The organism is Paraglaciecola sp. 20A4, from assembly GCF_011378905.1.
GTDB lineage: Bacteria > Pseudomonadota > Gammaproteobacteria > Enterobacterales > Alteromonadaceae > Paraglaciecola.
On record NZ_WTPY01000036.1, the window covers coordinates 26,523 to 45,851 of the forward strand.

Consider the following 19,329-nt stretch of genomic DNA (forward strand, 5'->3'; position numbering starts at 1 on the left):
GGAAAGTTTCGCATCACGTTACTTCTAAAATACGTTCACAAAAACAATCAAAGTCGTTTCGCCCTGAAATGACAAAGTGACAGTTAGGTCAATCTGTTTTGATGCTGTCGACCTTGTTCGTATGATTCAGGTATGACCATCGGCATCTGTCAATTTAGATTATAAACAGGGAGCGTATTATTCACCCAGATTCTAGCTTTATCTCTTGGTTTATATTCACTTTCCCTGCCTCTTTGTACGGTGTGTTTGTCGGTCTATCTCTGGTGCTAGTCCTAGTAAACTCAACCTGTTTAATGATTGAAATAGCCATGGATAAAGCGTTAATAATTGCATTACACTGGTTGCTCATCTTGCAGACAATTAATTAATTCCGTGAGCAATCAATCTATTACTAACGCTAGAGCAACAAAAATGCCGACTGCCGAATCAGTAGAGCCTGACACTGTAAAAAATAAAACATTGCTCGCATTGGGTTTTGGGCATGTCTCGATGTTCTATAGCAATCAAGGCTTTTTGCTTTTTGCTATTCCGTTTTATCAGATGACATTGGGCCTTGACCCGTTTTTGCTGAGTTTATGTTCGGTGATCCCGATGGTTATTGCGACGACATTGAAACCATGGATAGGTCACTTATCCGATGGATTTCATTCAAGATTTGGCCGACGAAAGCCCTTCTTATTTTGTGCCGCAATCGCTAGTGGCTCTTTATATGGAGTGCTCTGGAGTGTGCCGTTGGAGTGGAGTGATAGCCATAAGTTCTTGTATCTCGGTGGCTTCTCGTTGCTCTTTCACATTGCGGGTTCTTTTTATAGTATTCCTCTGAAATGCATGACCTTTGAAGCCAGTGACAGTAGCTATCAAAGAACACGTATTTTTGCGGTTACTAATGTATTCAGCCGTGTTTGTGGTATGACTTACCAGTGGGCTTTCCCGCTAACGCAACTGGCAATATTTGGTTCAATCTTTGCTGGTGTTAAGATCGTTGGCTGGGCGATTGGATTGTTGCTGATTGTGACGATGGGCGTTATACCCGTTTTTTTTCTCAAGGAAAAACCGGTTACCCAAGTCGTAACAGAGGTGAGCCTTGCCACTAAGATTAAAACGGTCTCGCGTAATCCTGATTTTCTCTATTTGATGCTGCTTGTTACGCTTGTTGTTTTGGGGATAGGCTGCTCAGTGTCAATGGATTACTACTTATTAGTGTATTTCGTTAGCGAAGGCGACATAGCGCAAGGAGCAGTCTTAAAGGGGGCGTTATCGAGTGCGTATGCATTTCTCGGTATCTTATATATACCTTTAGTCTTATATATGACGCGTAAAATGGGCAAGCTAAAAACGCTGAAGCTTATTTTTTTGATCGCAGCGATGAGTGGCTTGATAAAGTGGTTTTTATTTGTTCCATCGATTGGCTGGTGGATTGTTTTAGACGCAGTATTTTCGAACTTCGTTTGGACTGGTAATGCGCTGATAATCCCTTCATTAATTGCAGATCTTTGCGCAAAACATGAAAAACAATGTCACTACGATATCAAAGGAATTTTTATCTCTATGCACTCTTGGGTGAATTACATCAGCAAAGCGATGGCGTTGCTCGCTTTGGGTGTCATTTTGAATGCTATCGATTTTGACGCTAACCTAGGCGCTATGCAAAGCGACGATACGCTTTACATGATGAGAATAACATTAAGTTTTGGTACCGCTTTTATTGCGTTATTGATTCTTTTCTTGTTATTTAACAGCAGGCTACGCAAACTTTAGTATTCGGGAAGTTTGTAACAAATATGATTATAAGAAAAGGGCTAACATGCAGTATTTTAACAGTTTATTTTCGTTCAGATGATATACTGCACTCATAGATTGATGTGGCGCAAAATGCTGGCGAAGTCGTCGTAAAAATATGAATTATGAACTTTGGGTACATAGATAAATGGTGACGATTAAAGATGTAGCTAGGGTCGCTGGAGTATCACCTTCAACGGTTTCTAGAGTTGTACGTGGCGCGGGAAAAGTAGGAAAAAAGTGCCGAGCTCATGTGCAAAGTGTCATTGTGGAAATGGGGTATTACCCTAACATTAACGCCCGGGCTCTTGTTAGCCAGAAAGCGGAAATGGTCGGCATTGTGACACCTAATTTCGCGAGTCCATTTTTTGGTAGCATCGCATCAGGTGTAGCTGCTGCTGCAAAAGCCGCTAACTATAAAGTGATGATGAGTAACTCATCAGGTGAAGTGGACACAGAAATTGAGGCGATTAATTCACTTAGAGAACATGGCTGCTCAAATATCATTTTGCACAGTAAATTGTCTTCTGAAAAAACCTTAGAAAAGTTAGCTTCAAATATAGATGGTTTAGTGATTATCAACCGCCAAGTTGACTCCCTCGCAGAGCGATGTGTGTGGTTGGACAATGTTGCGGGCGGTCGAATGTCAGCAGAGTACTTGCTTAAAAAAGGTCATACAAAGTTTGCTGTTATCGCGTGTGATAGAGATAACCAAGATGCAGAGGACAGATTGTTTGGCATTCAAAAAGCAATTTCTCGAGCAGGTTTAAGTATACACCCTGAAAACATTGTTATTGTGCGTCCTAGTTTAGCTAACGGATATAAGGCTGCTGAAGCGTTAGTAAAATCAGGTGTTGAGTTTACAGCGCTTATTGCTTACAACGACGTTATGGCAATCGGAGCAAGTAATGCGTTGCAAGATTTGGGCTACAGAATACCCCAAGATGTATCCATCATCGGATTCGATGACTCACTCCTCGCCCAAATATGTCGGCCTAATTTAACGACCATGCTCTATCCTGTTCATGATATGGCATTTCATGCCACCGAATTGTCGATTCAGCTAACGACTCAAAAAGAAGCTGTAGGCAATAGAACGCATCTTTTTATGCCGACATTAGTAGAGCGCGATTCGGTTATGAGTATCCCTAAATAGTCACGATAATTACCTAAACCGATGGGCCATATTGGCTCACCAGTTAGTTTTAGGCTAAACGTAATGGTTTAGCCTAAAACGGAGTGACACCCGCACAAAAGTGCTATTTATACGTATTATTTCCACTGTTCATTTTCAGATTAATATCGATGAATCTAAATAAGCCGGCAGGAACGACGAGCGTCGCTTTTTTGTGCTCTACCTTTATTTTCTCGCCAGTGAGTACATCCACCACCGATTCTATATTCAACTTATCATTGAATTGCAGCGTTACGGGCCTGTCTGAGGGATTAATATAGCCGCTATCGATAAGGGTTAATCTCAGTTTTTCCGAGCTCATTTGTGCCGTTACGCTAGCTACCGCCCCTGTTACTTTTATCGGTAATGCGTTGGCGGCCTGCTTAATTGCTTGTTCTATGACGGTGTAATACTGGTCGGCGGCAAAAACGTGTTTGCCGTCTTTTGAGTAGTAATTTCGTCCATCGGTATAAAACTCTTGCAGAATATCCGCATACAAAGGGTTAAGACTCTCTTTCAATGGAGGACGATTTGCGTTTTTGTCAGCGTAAGGCCCTTCTTGTGGTGGCGTCATCAAAACGAGACCATTATTATATGGCGCTAAAAAATTCAACCTTCTGTCTTTAACGCCTGCAGCATAACGAGAAAAATCGTAATCTGTGACAGGCGCGCCTGGCCATGTGCCATTGAGTCGACTGAACACCGATTTGTTATCTTCCTCCACTTTGGCATCAAACATATTGAGCCACTTAACGTTATTTCCTTCATCAGTGTAATGGCCATCAGGAGCTAAAATACTGAGGTGCACCGGTGAGAAACTGACAATGTCGCGGATATTGGGTACGTAAATTATGCCCTTAGCAATCATTTCCCACAGTACTTCCATATACTGTGAGTCGTAGGCAAAATTATTGATGTAGGTAGAGCCATTTGCAATATGGTAAACAAATTGACGAAGGGCATGATTAGGAACCATTTGGTGAGACCGCTGACGTAACCGGTCAAAACTGGTGTTATCTCGTGAAAAACGTGTTCCCCACGCATCTACAGAACCAGCCGCCCACAAGCCCATGCGCGCTGATAAACTTAGCTCCATCGATTTATCTGTTGTTTCTTCCATGCCAGGAACAAATACGTCGGCAAACTCTCCTGATAATAAACGTGACCAGCCAGCGCGATAGACTTGTGATTGCCAAAATGTGTGCTTGTTTCTAAGAAATATAATGCCATTCTTTTGCTGGCTATATTCTGCTAGTGGATAAAAAAAGTCGTCCAGCATTTCAACGAAATCGCGATTGTAGTGTGCTATTTCGGGAAAAATCATCACCGTTTTAGATCCTTTAGCCAGATCCAGTGTTTTCTTGTGTGTGTCTAAACTTCGAAAGTGAGGATCATTGCCATGCCCCCCCCAAAAAGAGGCTCCATGATTACCCTTGTATAGTTTCTTAGCTTTTGCGAGAACGTCTTCTTGCGACAAATTGTATTTTTGCCTTCTGTCCTTTTTATTTCTATACGCTTTATTTTTAATAATACTGCGATCGTAATTTTCGGAGCCTAAGTTTCCATAATTTAGAAACACGGGGCTTTGATAGTTTTCACGAAGGTGTTCAATCACATCTGGGTCGGCATTGCGATTGTCAGACATAAAATAAACTGGCTTATTTTGATATTGAGGCTGGTATGCGTTTACCTGCTTTTTTAGGGTTTGTACGTTTTGGTTAACCCTTTGCATTTTACCGGTTGGCTCAAGTGCTTCAAATTCGTCACTCCAGCGCTCATTGTCTAAATCAATAATGTGGATATCGCTGCCGCCAGATTGCACGCTGGCCAGAATGATTTTATTGGTATTTTCTATTCGCCACATGTCATTAAACGAGTAGTGGCTGGTAAATATTGTCACGTCATGGATTGTGCTATCCACCGGAAATATCGCAAGCCTGTTGCCATACAAAAGAAAGAAACTTTTTTTGCCTTGATAGTTAACAACTTCAGGTTGTGCCACACGATAACCAAACTCTTTAAGTTTTTTGCTGATTTTTTCGAGGGTAAAAATATACTGTTTTTGGTTGCTAGGTTGAAAAATGGTTAAACCATTTTGCTTTATTTTTGTACTGCCCATCAATAGGTCGTCATTACCATCATTATCGATGTCGACTACCCTTAAATCACCTATCGGGGTGTTCGTGGCACTAATGTCTTGTCCGTAGTTTGGCTTTTGGGCGAGATAATCGAATATATATAGACTGCCAGAGGTTTGCATCGAATTGATGGCGGTTTGAACAGCAAGCGATTGAGTTCCATCGTCCCTGTTAACAGGCCTTAGGAAGTTGATTGCGTGTCTTTTGGGCTTCGGCTCCCTGGCGCCTTCTTCCTCAAATGAGCTGGTGTGTTTATATTTTGGTTCGCTGATTGAATAATCTGCCGATTTAACTTCAGAAATCAGATGTCCTTTCACATCGATATAATAAAAGCTGTTGTCGTAGCCCCCAGCAACCACCACGGGGGTCTTGCCATTGGTTATAACGGTAACCGCATTCATCGGTGCTTCAGTAGGGGCGAAACGCCACATTATATGCCCTTGATGATCTAGCGCATAAACACTTCCATCGGCATTAGCGGCGAAGTATTCACTTGCGCCATCGTTGTCAATATCTTGGGCCCAAATATCATGATTCATAAAGCCTGAAAGTGTATTTTTCCATTTTATCTCACCACTTTGCGTTACGACGAGCAGAGTACCTTCGTAGGTAGAAGCGAATACTAGTGGTTCTTTTTCATTTATCACCGAGCGTACGTTAGTGATTGTATAGCCAGTATCAAAACTCACTATCGCTGTGTCGATTGCTAAGCTCGACATTGAGTACAACATAAAGAAGGGGATAAAAAATCGCATAAAATTTAATCTACATATATTGCGGTTAATAGTCATTATGAACAGCCGTCAAAGGTTTGGTCAAACGTTATCCCCAAGCTCGTATTTATTCAAGTTTTACGGCGTCAGAATATTCGACTTTGCATATCTTTACATTTATTTTGGGATAAAGTCGCTGCTTGGCTTATTATCACAATAATTCAGCTGAAAGCTTTTTATTATAGTAATAATCCTTTTTTATTATCATCTTCATCTTGGTGTTTTCACTCAAATTAAATACAGCGTTTTCATTACGGGATTTCAGGGGTATCGTTACCATTTAATTTGATTTTACATGTTGGTAATGTTAAAAAAAGACACGCTAATTACATAGTCAGTTAACGTAGCTTTATGGACATAACACTAGCAGCTTTGTCGAAATTTGGCTGCCGAGATCGTTATTTTTAGGTTTGCTCGCCAATATTTTCAGCGAAAATATGCATAGACGATGCTCAAAGCAGTACGTTCACTTATAGGGTTCATGGCAAACTTGTTAGCTCTGCTATAAAGGTTCCAGTATCCACTCAATTATTATCACTAACCACTTTGTTGCCATAAAAGAGAAAGAGAACGTCATGAAAGAGAGTTTGAATCGTATTGTCAGGTATGGCGTTGTTCGCGCGTTTTTTTACTGTCTATTTTTGTACATCGTGACCGTTTCAAATGCATTCGCTGAAGATCCATTGAATACTCTTGAGGTAGATGCGGCTAGTTTCGGCGTTAAACCCGGGAGTCATGACAGTACTGCCAAAGTTGCAGCGCTTTTAACGTATATAAAAGAGCACAATATTACAAAAGTTACTTTCGCTACAGGTGAATATCACTTTTATCCTGGACTCGCGACTGAAGACTATGCGTTTATTAGTAACAATGATCAGGGGCTTAAACGTATTGCATTCTATTTAAAGAATATCAGCAATCTGACCATTGATGGCCAAGGCTCTGCATTTACGATGCACGGTGGTATTAATCCATTCATTCTTCAAGACGCCACTAACGTATCAATTAAAAATCTCAGTATTGACTTTACCCGAGCATTTCACAGTGAAGGAATAATACTCGCGGTGGGAAATGGCTTTATGGATTTACATATCCCTGATGCCTTTCCATACAGTATTAATAGTGCTGGTATCTTAGAATTTAAGGGGCTAAGGGAATATCCGTCGGGTTATCCCATAAATGAGAAGTTGGAGCGTCGTAAAGATGCTCTTCATGCTTATGATTATCGTTTTAAGCGATTACTAGAATACGATGTAAATACACGAGCAACCGCCTATATGGCGTCTGATATACAAACCGGGTCTTGGTTACGGGCACAGCAACTAGAGGGCAAGAATAACATACGTATTTACCACTCCGAACTGCAAGGAACTGTGGGTAACATTATGACCTTTTCGGCAAAATACCGAAAATATCCTGCCATTGTTATCTCTGATAGCGATGATGTTTTATTGGATAATGTGACGATATTTCATGCAGGCGGAATGGGTGTTTTAGGCCAGCGGTGTCGCAACGTTACTATTCAAAACAGTAAGGTAACTCCGTCGAAAGGACGAATAATCAGTGCAACAGCGGATGCAACGCATTTTAATAATTGCCAAGGGGACATTAAACTCATTAATAACTTGTTTGAAAATCAGCAAGATGATGCAACTAATATCCACGGCATTTATGCCATGTTTCTTGAACTCAAATCTCCTAATACCGCGCTTATCAAAATACAGCACCCGCAACAATGGGGATTCGATTTTATTGATGCCGGAGATACCATGGAGTTGGTGCAAAGCAAGAGTTTGATCACCTATGGAACCAATACCGTCACTAAGGTCAAAAAACTCAATACAGAAATTTATGAAGTGACCTTTGCTTCTGCAATTGATCCTAAAATAATAGTGGGCGACTCAATCGCAGAAGTAAGAGACTACGCCAATGTGTTAATCAAAGGCAATACCATAAGACGCAACCGAGCTAGGGGGATGTTGTTAAATAGTCGCGGCAAGACCGTGGTTGAGGACAATTATTTTCATGTACCCGGGGCAGCAATATTGTTTGAGGGCGATGCAATAAATTGGTTCGAACAGGGGGGGGTAAGGGATGTCACTATTCGAGGTAACACATTTGATAATAGCCATTTTAGTATTTGGGGAAAGGCAATTATCGCCGTTGCCGCAGGTATTGATAAAGAATTTCAGGACGTGTCACGTTACAACAAAAATATCGTGATAGAGGGCAATATATTTAATGTTTACGACAAGGGATTACTGTTAGATTTGTTTTCTGTCAGTCATGTTACGTTTAAGAATAATAAGATAAATAAATCAGACTTTTTCCCTGCTAGGACATTAACAACGCCTGAGTTTTTTAGAACGCGATTCAGCGACGATGTCATTATCGAAGATAATCAGTTCTTTGGCTTTGATTAGAGGTTGTTGACCCTTGGTATACGAATTTTAAATTGTATGGAAGCCCGTTAATCGGATGATTTTACCTCATATCAACACGTGTTAAGTGTCTTCTAATCAGCTCATTTCGAGTCAGTGTGTTTGCACTGGTTGCTAACCAGTGCAATTAAGCGCGACCAGAGCACTATTTGTGCACTGGGCTTCTCTGCTATAAAAAGCGAATATTAATGCCTGCGTACAGACGCCCTGCATATAATGTAGTGCGACAGAATAAGCTCAACAGGCAAGGTGACTACTTACTTACAATGATGCGATACAGGTTGCCCTTTAGCACTAAAGACTCGTTCTTTTGAGTTGGATATCAGCCTTATTTCTGTTGGTAGCCTTAGTAGAGAACCGTCTACTTATACCAACTCCATTAAATAATTAGCCACTCAGCGAAAAATAAAAAGGACTTAATCAAGGCGCTTGAGCGACTCAATTTTCTTTATGACCAAAAGTGCCTGCCGTACTCAGGGATAATTCAATTTCTAGGGGGCATTAAGCTAAGTGAAAACATAATGCAGAGCCGCCATATTCGATTAGCAATGTTGTTGTTAGAGAAGAAGTATGATGTACCTAAAGTGAAAAGTTGCTGACATAAAAAAGCGAAGTGAAAGAAGATTATCCTCTTTCACTTCGCTCAATACCGAACCACACAAAAAGTAGAGTGGTACATTTCAATAGCACGGTATTACAGGACCTGTTTTATTCAGATTCAGTGGTTATGCAAAATCATCAAACAAAATATCAATGGTTGATACTCGTACCCAGGCAAATTACAAATTGCCTAGGTACGTCTTACTGATTGGTGATTTAGAACGTACCGCGAATACCCACTCTAAATTGTCGACCTGTCTTGTACTCAGACAAAAGTCGACTTGTGGTTACGGTATCAACCATGGCGTTGCCTTCGTCTAAGCGCTCACCGTTAATCTCGAAAGCGGTACTGGTTAAGAAACTACGATTCGTAACATCAGTAAGGTTTAGGGCTTGGAAGGTAAATTGGATATTTTTGTTGAATGAATAACTAGAACTAAAATCTAATCGGGTCGTTGCTTCTAACCAAGATGCGCCAAAACCTGATGCGGTATTTCTATTGATTAGTTGTACCGAGGTATAACGCGCGGCGAGGCGCATCATGATGTCATCCTTTTCCCAAAAAATGGTAGCGTTCGCAGAATGTCTTGGGGTGAAAGGTTGAGGAAGTGGACTAACCACAATACCTGTTGTCGAGGATATTTCTTCGTCTGACTTTGAATCAGCGAAAGTATAATTGATGCTAGTACCTAACCCAGACCACAAATCAGGCAAAAAGTCGTAACTTTGTGTGTAGTTAAACTCAAGGCCTTGTGTCACTGCGCCCTTACCATTACGTTTCACATCTAGTATTAGCGTGTGACAATTAAATGTTAGTGGGCTGCCTAATCCTACATGCACCACTCTATCAGGCATACATTGTGTACCGCCCTCTGGTGTATTACCCACAGTTTGGGTCCAAACCGGCAGGCCTGTAAATTCATCTTTAGCTTGCTCACCGGTAGATTGGTCGATAACAGGTTCAGGGACGATAAGCACATCATTTAAGCTTTCAACCCCGTCTAAGTCATAGTTAGTTCTTAAGTCTGCCCATAGATAGGTCTCCGCAATGCTTTCTGTGAAGTTAGTCATATCTTTACGGAACAGGGCGACAGAAAGTAAACCCGTAGGATTAAAGTACCATTCCAGAGAAAGATCTAAGTTCTTTGACTCAAGTGGCTTTAACCCAACATTATTGATATTTCCTGAACCAAAAGCATTAAATTGACTTTCTATTATGCGCCCACTGGGGCGGGTGTCGTCGAAATTAGGACGAGCCATCGTTTTAGAAATAGCCAATCTACCTATAAGGTCATCGTCGAACTTGAAGTTTAAATTTAAGCTCGGTAACCATAAACTGTTACTAGCAGAGTCATGATTTAAAACACTTCGTTGTGCTGCGACAGAGCCCAACTCTGCTCCGCTATCCATGTTGTTGATCACGGTTGAGCGATCAGCCCAGGCCTTTATTGCGCTACTCCCGAAGGGGAAGCGACCGTTTCGACCGTTCGGGTTGGAACCGTTGGCCAAAATTGCTACAACTTGACCTTGCTCATCATATTGAACTTGTAAAATTTGATTTTCTGGCGTTTGCAGTTCTGGTGGTACTTGGCCATCAACTAAGTCGGATCGGTGGTAGTTATAAATCAACAACGGATCATGGCACGTGCCTGAAGCGGGCAAGTTGGTGGGGGTTTGATTCTGGTCACCGTTGGGGTAATTAGGACTATTATCAGAATTATTAAACCCACACGCTGGCAAGTCGGTATTGGCCAACTGTCTGTTATAAACTAAATCGTAGACATCGTAAAAGTTGCTGTTACCAAGGTATCTAAATTCGCTGTAAGCTTCGGCATCTGTCTTTGTTTTAACATAGCGCATGCCTAGGTTACCCGTGACAAAACCGTCGAAATATTCAAAATTTACCTTTGTGTAAAACGCATTCACTTCTTGTTCAATTTTTCTAGAGCCTGATGGGTCTTGGCGAGAACGGATATCTCGCCCTTCACTACCGTCGCTCGGACTGACAATTTCTAGTGCTTTGAACGGGTCAATGTCCCCCCATCCTGATAGGAATGGTGCCCTGTCACTGATAATACTTTCCATAAAGTCATCAACAGGAAATCCTCTGGGAGTTAAAACATCGGCTAATGTAACGCTTGATAATCCATTAACGCTAAATGAATCCCCGTTCTCATCGAGTATTTCTTGACCATCAGTAATAATGTTACGAAGTGAGGATACATCTTTTACACGATTGGTATATTTTCCACCAAACTCTACGCGAGTGAGGCCCAAGTAGTCTACTTCCCAGTCAAAATCTAAGAACACAGATTTGTTGGTATCCGAATTGGATTCTACGTCTTGGTTAATATTTTGAACGGTGAATAGATTTGTGTCTAATGGGTTAGAAAGACTCGGTGCTAGTATATCATTCGGATCCGTTGCGCCAGGAGGGCCGATTGCGAAGCCAGTTCCGACGACCAATTGGCAAGAGCCAGAAGAACAATCAAGACCTGCTGGTTCTAAACTTGGTACGTTTGGAGAGTTCGATACCAATGGTACACTGTTAGTATTGGCCGCTGGTGTCAGTAATATCGTCGCATTGGGTTTGGCATCGCTGGTTGTTCTTGAGTAACCCAAGGTAAAATCAGCACTAAGATTGTCGGTAATGACCTGTTTGATATTCAATGAAGCAATTTTGTTTTCGACTTCTTGACCATCAATTTGTCTAAAAAGACGTGCCCGTGAACGTCGCATTAGGCGCTTTTCTAGGGTATTTGTTTGCTGGTTTATGACCCACCAGTCCTCTTGAGGATCAGTATCTAAATTAGGATCGGTCAAGCCTAACTGCAAATTATAGCGCTGGTTATCAATATCGATATCTTGTTTTGAGTAATTCAAATCCAGCTGCATTTCTGTACCATCAAATGGAATATATTGGATACCCGCTGTTGCGGTTAGTCTGTCTCTTTGATTAGTTGACAGGCTATATTCCCCGCTGCCTGGCGTAATAAATTGTACGTCCTCTGTTATTATCTCACCAGTGACTGAGTCTCGCGCACGCCCTGCAGGGGCAGTATAGACTTGATCATCCCAATCAACCGAAAGCTGATCGACTCGTGTATTTTGAGTTTCATCAGAGATAGTGAAAATAACACCTAAGGTGTCATCAACATATTTGTCAGCAAAGCTAGCAGACAGCTTTCTATTGAAGTCGCCGGAATAGTCGTTGTAACGACCTTGTACCTCAATCGATTTTCTAGGCTTCTTTAGGTTTAGTGGTCGCACAGTTCGCAGTACGATGTTTGCCCCTAAAGAACCTTCATCTTGGTCTGCAGCAGATGTTTTTTGCACATCAATGGACGACAAAATATCTGACGAAAATGAGCTCAGATCAACACTTTGGTCGGATGTGGCATTCGCGCCATCACCGCTTAAACCACTGGTCACTGCAATACCATTTATGGAAATTTGGTTCAGTGCCGAGCCTGCACCCCGAACCGAGATTTTAGTGCCTTCACCATCCGTTTCTTGCACAGTTACGCCGGTAACTCGAGATAGCGCATCAGCAATATTTTGATCGGTAGATTTACCAACATCTTCAGCATGAATTGAGTCAACCACCCCATTTGAGAAGCGTTTTGAATTAATTGATTTAGTTAAGCTCGAGCGAAATCCACCAACTTCTATGACTTCAATATCTTCTTCGCTATTAACATCACTTGCGTCACTTGAGGACGTACTGTTCTGTTGTTGATTATCTTGGGCTATAGCTGCTCCTGAATATGCGACCGCTAGTGATAGCGAGGCGATAACGGCTGCAGATATGACATTTAATTTCATGTTGTGTGTCATTTGGCTTCTCCGGCTCTAATGCATAACTATGTGTTTAGCACACATAGAAAATATCTTTTATGCATGTTAACTAAAATCTCATTTGATTTTGGGGTTGCGTTGTCCCAAATAATATTAGTTTGTTTCGTCAGATAAAGCCAACACTTTTTATTTACAATCAATTTACAAAGGTCTCTATAAGGCTAATGAAACTTATTATATTTTTAAGTGCTTGTATTTTATGTATTTTATAACAATTTTTTTGAGATGAATTAATTTAAATCAATCCATATCTTATTTGTTTATCATTTTTTAATAGTGGCATCGTTTGCCTAAAATTATTTCTGGGTGTAATCTTACCGGCAAGATTTACTTGTTAGTAACAAAAAAACGGCTTGTGTTTACGGCTATTCTTCCTTAGGTGATATGTAATGAATCCAGTTATAAACGTAATAAGTAGTAAGATGAAGACAAGCTTAGTGGTTGGCTTATGCTTAATTTTTTACTCATTAAATGGACTTGCTGAAAGTGGCATTGGGACAAAAAAATCATTCAATGAAAACTGGTATTTCGAGAAAGGTGACCCTCAAGGTGCCGAGCATTCTACCTATAACAACGAAGAATGGGAGCCTGTAACACTGCCTCATGATTGGGCGATAAGCGGTCCGTTTGACAAAAAATATAATGCGCGAAACGGTGGGTTACCCATTTTTGGGACTGCCTGGTACCGAAAGTATTTTGTACTGAACGATGATGCAAAGAATAAGCGTGTTTCAGTCACTTTTGATGGAGCAATGGATAACTCCACTGTGTATGTAAATGGGCATGAAGTGGGTAAAAGACCGTTTGGATATATCGCGTTTAACTATGACATTACTGAGTTTCTTAATCCGGCAGGTGACGAAAATACTATCGCGGTTAAATTGTCCCCAGAAAATTTTTCAGCAAGATGGTATTCAGGGGCTGGCCTTTATCGAAATACGTGGATAGAAATCAATGACCCTATGCATATCAAGCCATGGGGCACTTTTGTCACCACACCTGTTGTTACCCAAGAGTTGGCTAAAGTTGAACTAAAAACAACCTTGGTTAACGTTAGTGATAATGCTAATACTGCTAAAGTGATCCATTACATTAAGGATGCCAAGGGAAATCTAGTTGCTCAAGCTTCTGGCGAATATCGTATGGATGCACAATCAACTATTACGCCGAGTAGCCAGTTTGACATCGTTAATCCCATTTTATGGGACATCGACAATCCTCATCTATATTCCATTGAAAGTGAAGTTTGGAAAAATAACCGGCTTGTCGACGAATATTCTACGCCGTTGGGGGTTCGTTCAATTGAATTTAAAGTGGATGATGGTTTTTGGTTAAATGGCAGGCGTGTGCAGATTAAAGGGGTATGTTTACACCATGATAATGGTCCTTTAGGCGCAGTCGCTAATCGCAGAGCAATTCAACGAAAATTGGAGATTATGCAAGAGATGGGCGCCAACGCTGTGCGTACATCACATAACCCACCGTCGCCCGAATTGGTTGAACTGGCAAACGAAATGGGCATTTTATTGCAAGTTGAAGCATTTGATATGTGGAAGATAGAAAAGCCCACAATTATCAATGGTTACAACAAGAACTTCGACCAGTGGCACGAGCGCGACTTACGCGACATGGTGATTCAGAACCGCAATAACCCATCCATCATAATGTGGAGTACCGGTAATGAAATTATGGAGCAAAAAGAGAAAGACGGTTGGAAAGTAACGAAACAGCTTACCGATATCGTAAAAAATGAAGACAAAACGCGGCCAGTAACCGCTGGGTTAAGCATGTACCCCGATGCACTGGATAACGGCCTAGCCGATGAGCTTGATATTGTGGGTTTGAACTACAAAGCCTATAAATATGGTGAAGTCACCAAAAGAAATAGCGATTGGTTAATTTTAGGGACTGAAACATCTTCAGTTGTTAGTACCCGTGGTATTTACCACTTTCCGCTAGAAAAATACCGCAAACATGAATCAAATTATGTAACTAGCTACGACCTAGTAACGCCACCTTGGGCTTACATACCTGATCTTGAATTCGAGAACCTAAAAAATAACCCAAATGTGATGGGGGAGTTTGTTTGGACTGGATTTGATTATTTGGGCGAACCGACACCTTATGGGGGACGGGATCATGGAAACAAAGCCTATTGGAATCAAGATTGGCCTGCGAGAAGTTCGTCGTTTGGTGCTGTGGATTTAGTTGGTTTGCCCAAGGACAGATTCTATCTGTATCAAAGTGAGTGGACTGCAACGCCTATGGTGCATGTACTACCTCATTGGAATTGGGAGAATAAGGTTGGTGACGTTATTCCTATTTTTGTTTATACCAATGCCCAAGAGGTTGAATTGTTCATTAATGGTGAATCTAAAGGCCGTAAAGTGAAAGGTATCGATACCGTTACCTTACCGGTAGATCTTCGGGAAGATAAAGAGACTAAATCGTTCGAATCTAAATACCGCTTGCGCTGGGATGAAACATATCAACCCGGTGAGCTCAAAGTAGTGGCTTATAATGCAGGAAAAGTGGTGGCGACTAAAACCATAAAAACTGCATCCGCACCTTACAGTATCGAATTGACGCCTGATCGCACTGATATTAAGGCAGACGGTGTCGACTTGTCTTATGTCACTGTCATCGTAAAAGATAAAAATGGTAACCCAGTGCCAAATGCAGATAACAAAATACAATTTTTTGTTGATGGGCCGGCAACCATTGCGGGTGTTGGAAATGGTGACTCTTCCACTGTAGAGCCGTTTAAGGCTAGCTATAGACGGCTTTTCAGCGGTAAAGCGATGTTGATTATTCAAAGCAAAACCGGTGAAACAGGAAACATAAAAATTAGAGCGTATTCAGACCAATTGCGTGATGGAACCACAGTCGTGAGTAGCCAATAGTGCTTGTGTGCGTCATCGCTCCGTTATGGATAATACGAAAATTGGTAGATGTTCTACTTTGCGTTGACCGCCTAATTTGAAGGCGCCGCGCGCTAGTTACTAAATAGATTAATCAAAGACAAATGGAAAATAATAATGAACCTCTCGACTATTGATATCAGTATTTTTGTTATCTATGCCATTGCGTTACTTGGGCTTGCTCTCTACATTTCGCGTAACGAAAATAAGCACGAACGTAATACAGAAGATTATTTTCTTGCAGGTAAATCATTGCCCTGGTGGGCAATTGGCGCATCATTAATTGCCTCAAACATATCGGCAGAACAAATCATTGGTATGTCTGGTTCGGGTTATGTATTGGGTTTGGCTATTGCGTCCTACGAGTGGATGGCGGCGATTACGCTTATTATTGTCGGCAAATACTTTCTACCCATTTTTTTGAAAAACAATATTTACACCATGCCCCAGTACTTAGAGCAACGATTTGATAGTCGCGTCAAAACGATTATGGCGGTCTTCTGGTTAGCCGTTTATGTATTTGTAAATTTGACAGCAGTGTTGTGGTTAGGTGGATTAGCCATCAATACTATTTCAGGTGTTGATCTGGCAACAGGCATGATTTTTCTGGGTTTATTCTCTCTTGCCTACTCGTCATATGGTGGCCTAAAAGCCGTCGCCTACACGGATATTATACAGGTTGTGTTGTTGATATTTGGTGGCCTAATGTTGACTTATATAAGCCTAGATTTGGTTTCAGAAGGCAATGGCATGTTCGCCGGTTTTGGCATACTCACTGAAAATTTGCCTGGCAGGTTTGACATGATTTTCAGCTCTGATAACCCCCACTATGCTGACTTACCCGGTATCTCTGTGCTTGTTGGAGGAATGTGGGTTATGAATATAAGTTACTGGGGATTCAATCAATATATTATTCAGCGAGCCCTTGCCGCTAAGGACTTAAAAGAAGCCCAAAAAGGTATTGCATTTGCTGCTTATCTTAAGATTTTAGTGCCGTTTTTTGTCGTGTTGCCAGGCATTGCCGCCGTTGTTCTTTTCCCTGACTTAAACCGTGCGGATGAAGCTTATCCTAGCTTGATGACATTGATGCCTGTAGGGCTAAAAGGGCTAGTATTCGCCGCACTCATAGCCGCTATCGTTTCGTCTTTGGCTTCTATGTGTAATAGCGTATCGACGATTTTTACAATGGATATTTATTCACATATCAAAAAGAATAGAAGCCAAACTCATTATGTAAAAGTGGGCCGGATCGTAAGTGTATTAGCGCTTATTATCGCCATGATCAGTGCCAAACCTTTACTCGGAAATTTTGACCAAGCATTTCAATATATTCAAGAATTCACCGGCTTTTTTACACCGGGCATAGTGGTTATTTTTCTACTGGGTATGTTTTGGAAGCAAATGAATTCTGTCGGGGCGATTTCTGCTGCCCTAAGTTCTGCCGCACTCTCTTTTTTATTTCGTGCGGCCTTCCCCGAATTGCCATTCATGGACAGAGTGGGGGTCGTGTTTTTATGCTGCGTGGCAATCGCAGTGGCGTGTTCACTGGTGACAAAAACACAAAACAGTGAACATGAATCTCAGACCGTCTCGCTAGGTGATGTCAATTTTGAAACGACTGTTTCATATAATATTTTAGCAGCGGGAATCATCGCAATTTTAACTGCATTTTATAGTGCTTGGGGGTAAACAATGAAAGACATTAAATCGTTCATTAATAAACGCGTCATCTCTAAACTGAGTCTAGTTGTCGTAATTTCAGGTAGTTTATTAAGTGGCTGCAGCAGCAGTGAACAAGTGGCCATTGATAATAGCCAGAGTGATATTAAAAACCCTCCAAATATTCTGTGGATCTATATGGAAGATCAGAACCCTTGGAATAACGCTTGGGGGGATGACACTGTCGATACCCCAAATATTCAAAAGTTGGCAGATTCGGGTGTGATGTTCACCCAAGTCTATCAGCCAGCGCCAGTATGCTCAGCAAGTCGCTCAGCTCTAGTCACAGGTCAGTATCAGACGACTTTAAACTTGCAAGATCATCGCTCGTTTCGCTCTGGGTATAATAAGCAGTTTTTACCTGAAAGTTATAAAACGGTGCCTGAACTGTTTGTAGAAGCCGGTTATCAGACCTTCAATATTGGCAAGGATGATTATAACTTTAGTTATGACCGTTCGCGCTTATACAATGCTCATGATGGTATTGCCGGCTTTCAAGGTGCACAAGATGGCAGTGATTTTAATTGGGCGAGTAAGTTAAAAAACAAACCTTTCTTTGGCCAGTTGCAATTGAAAGGCGGCAAACATACGCATTTTGAAGGAAAAAATGTCCCGGAAGTTGATCCCAATGAAATGACCTTGCCGCCTTATTATGTGGACAAGCCAGCGACGCGAAAAGAGTGGGCTAAACATTATAAAACGCAGGTTGTGTCGGATATCGAATTAGCTGAGATTATTGACACGCTCAAAGCCAACAACTTGTTAGAAAATACCGCCATTTTCTGGTTCTCTGACCATGGAATGGGTATGTTGAGACATAAGCAAGATTTGTATGACGGGGGCTTGAATGTTCCGCTTATCGTCAGTTGGCCAGCAGGTGAGCAACGTCTAAACCAACACGGCAAGGTCAGAACAGATCTCGTCAGTGGATTAGACATTCCTGCAACAAGTCTTGCATTGGCAGGTATTGACGTGCCAGATAGTTACGATGGTCAAGATGTGTTTGCAGCCAAGCTTACACCTCGAAAATATGTAATTTCAGCAAAAGATCGTATGGATTTCAGTTTTGATAGAGGCCGCACAGTGCGCTCAGACAACTTTCGTTATATACGTAATTTCCACCCTGAAATTCCTCGTTCGCAGCCTCAATTTAGAGATAAAAAACCTTTCAGTATTGAGTTCAAACAAGCATTTGAAGCAGGCACATTGACGCCGGTGCAAGCTGAGTATTTTGCAGCCACTAAGCCGGCTGAAGAATTGTATGATATTGCTAACGATCCGCATCAAATTAGCAACTTGGTCGATAACCCTGACTATTCTAAAGTGCTCAAGGAGCACCGCCAGGTATTGTTAGATTGGATAGCAAAAACAGACGACAAAGGGGCGTATCCAGAGTCAGACCGAGCGATTAAAGAGACTATCGACCTTTGGGGGAAAAAGTGTGTTAGCTGGCAGTGTGACAGCTTCAGAAAGCGCCATCCTGATGCTGAGGGTGTGAAAGGAGATGATTATTACGATAAAATGCCTTGGCCTGATTATATGCCAAAGCCTAACAAAGCCTATTACGACAAAATTGAACAGCTTTATCGTAAAAGTTTTCAATAGTATGCGCTGAATTTCACCTTACAGATCCTGTAAGGTGAAAATGTATCAATGTACGATCCTGCAAGGAATAAAGGATCGTAAATTCTTTCTTATACTCACTCCGTTTTTCCCTCGCCAAGGCGTAACTTCGCTACTTCGCAAGATTATTTTATATTATCAGAGATTGGGCGCATTCATTAATGTCAGTCTGTATTCACTCACCTAGTATGCAGCGACTGCTATATATCATCATTAAGTCGTTACTTTGTAAGCGTCTGGTGATCCCACCTAGCGTTTAGCAAATTCCCATGGTAACAGGTGGTCGATGCTCTGTTCTGGTTG

8 protein-coding genes are annotated in these 19,329 nt (G+C 41.5%); 6 read left to right on the forward strand and 2 right to left on the reverse strand.

Annotated elements, in window-relative coordinates; all coding sequences use genetic code 11:
• The first annotated feature begins 411 nt into the window (after window positions 1-411).
• A complete protein-coding gene (locus tag GQS54_RS20660; RefSeq protein WP_166425814.1) occupies window positions 412-1,758 on the forward strand; it encodes an MFS transporter in 1,347 nt (448 codons plus the stop codon).
• Between the two features lie 169 nt (window positions 1,759-1,927).
• Window positions 1,928-2,935: a LacI family DNA-binding transcriptional regulator gene (locus GQS54_RS20665; protein WP_166425815.1), complete on the forward strand. Its 1,008-nt coding sequence runs from the start codon at window positions 1,928-1,930 to the stop codon at window positions 2,933-2,935.
• 103 nt (window positions 2,936-3,038) lie between these two features.
• Here the strand turns inward: GQS54_RS20665 and GQS54_RS20670 are convergent, their stop codons facing one another.
• Window positions 3,039-5,810, reverse strand: a complete 2,772-nt coding sequence (locus GQS54_RS20670) for a hypothetical protein (protein WP_166425816.1) — start codon at window positions 5,808-5,810, stop codon at window positions 3,039-3,041.
• A 629-nt stretch (window positions 5,811-6,439) separates the two neighbouring features.
• Between GQS54_RS20670 and GQS54_RS20675 the strand changes: the two genes are divergently transcribed.
• Window positions 6,440-8,287, forward strand: a complete 1,848-nt coding sequence (locus tag GQS54_RS20675) for a right-handed parallel beta-helix repeat-containing protein (protein ID WP_166425817.1) — start codon at window positions 6,440-6,442, stop codon at window positions 8,285-8,287.
• A gap of 834 nt (window positions 8,288-9,121) precedes the next feature.
• On the opposite strand, the gene GQS54_RS20680 is transcribed toward GQS54_RS20675, so the two are convergent.
• The gene (locus GQS54_RS20680; protein ID WP_166425818.1) at window positions 9,122-12,730 is read right to left on the reverse strand and encodes a TonB-dependent receptor; all 3,609 of its coding nucleotides are present in this window, start codon (window positions 12,728-12,730) and stop codon (window positions 9,122-9,124) included.
• Between the two features lie 422 nt (window positions 12,731-13,152).
• On the opposite strand from GQS54_RS20680, the gene GQS54_RS20685 reads away from it, so the two are divergent.
• The 3 genes from GQS54_RS20685 to GQS54_RS20695 all read left to right on the forward strand — a co-directional run bounded on the left by GQS54_RS20685 (window position 13,153) and on the right by GQS54_RS20695 (window position 19,008).
• Window positions 13,153-15,666, forward strand: coding sequence for a glycoside hydrolase family 2 TIM barrel-domain containing protein (locus tag GQS54_RS20685; RefSeq protein WP_240920027.1), 2,514 nt, complete (start codon window positions 13,153-13,155; stop codon window positions 15,664-15,666).
• Window positions 15,667-15,801: 135 nt separating this feature from the next.
• Window positions 15,802-17,373, forward strand: coding sequence for a sodium/sugar symporter (locus GQS54_RS20690; protein WP_166425819.1), 1,572 nt, complete (start codon window positions 15,802-15,804; stop codon window positions 17,371-17,373).
• Between the two features lie 3 nt (window positions 17,374-17,376).
• Window positions 17,377-19,008: a sulfatase gene (locus GQS54_RS20695; RefSeq protein ID WP_166425820.1), complete on the forward strand. Its 1,632-nt coding sequence runs from the start codon at window positions 17,377-17,379 to the stop codon at window positions 19,006-19,008.
• Window positions 19,009-19,329: the final 321 nt, after the last annotated feature.

Coding starts and splice junctions, on each gene's coding strand:
- GQS54_RS20660 (WP_166425814.1), top strand. CDS start 412: ATGCCGACTGCCGAATCAGTAGAGCCTGACACTGTAAAAAATAAAACA.
- GQS54_RS20665 (WP_166425815.1), top strand. CDS start 1,928: ATGGTGACGATTAAAGATGTAGCTAGGGTCGCTGGAGTATCACCTTCA.
- GQS54_RS20670 (WP_166425816.1), bottom strand. CDS start 5,810: ATGTCGAGCTTAGCAATCGACACAGCGATAGTGAGTTTTGATACTGGC.
- GQS54_RS20675 (WP_166425817.1), top strand. CDS start 6,440: ATGAAAGAGAGTTTGAATCGTATTGTCAGGTATGGCGTTGTTCGCGCG.
- GQS54_RS20680 (WP_166425818.1), bottom strand. CDS start 12,730: ATGAAATTAAATGTCATATCTGCAGCCGTTATCGCCTCGCTATCACTA.
- GQS54_RS20685 (WP_240920027.1), top strand. CDS start 13,153: ATGAATCCAGTTATAAACGTAATAAGTAGTAAGATGAAGACAAGCTTA.
- GQS54_RS20690 (WP_166425819.1), top strand. CDS start 15,802: ATGAACCTCTCGACTATTGATATCAGTATTTTTGTTATCTATGCCATT.
- GQS54_RS20695 (WP_166425820.1), top strand. CDS start 17,377: ATGAAAGACATTAAATCGTTCATTAATAAACGCGTCATCTCTAAACTG.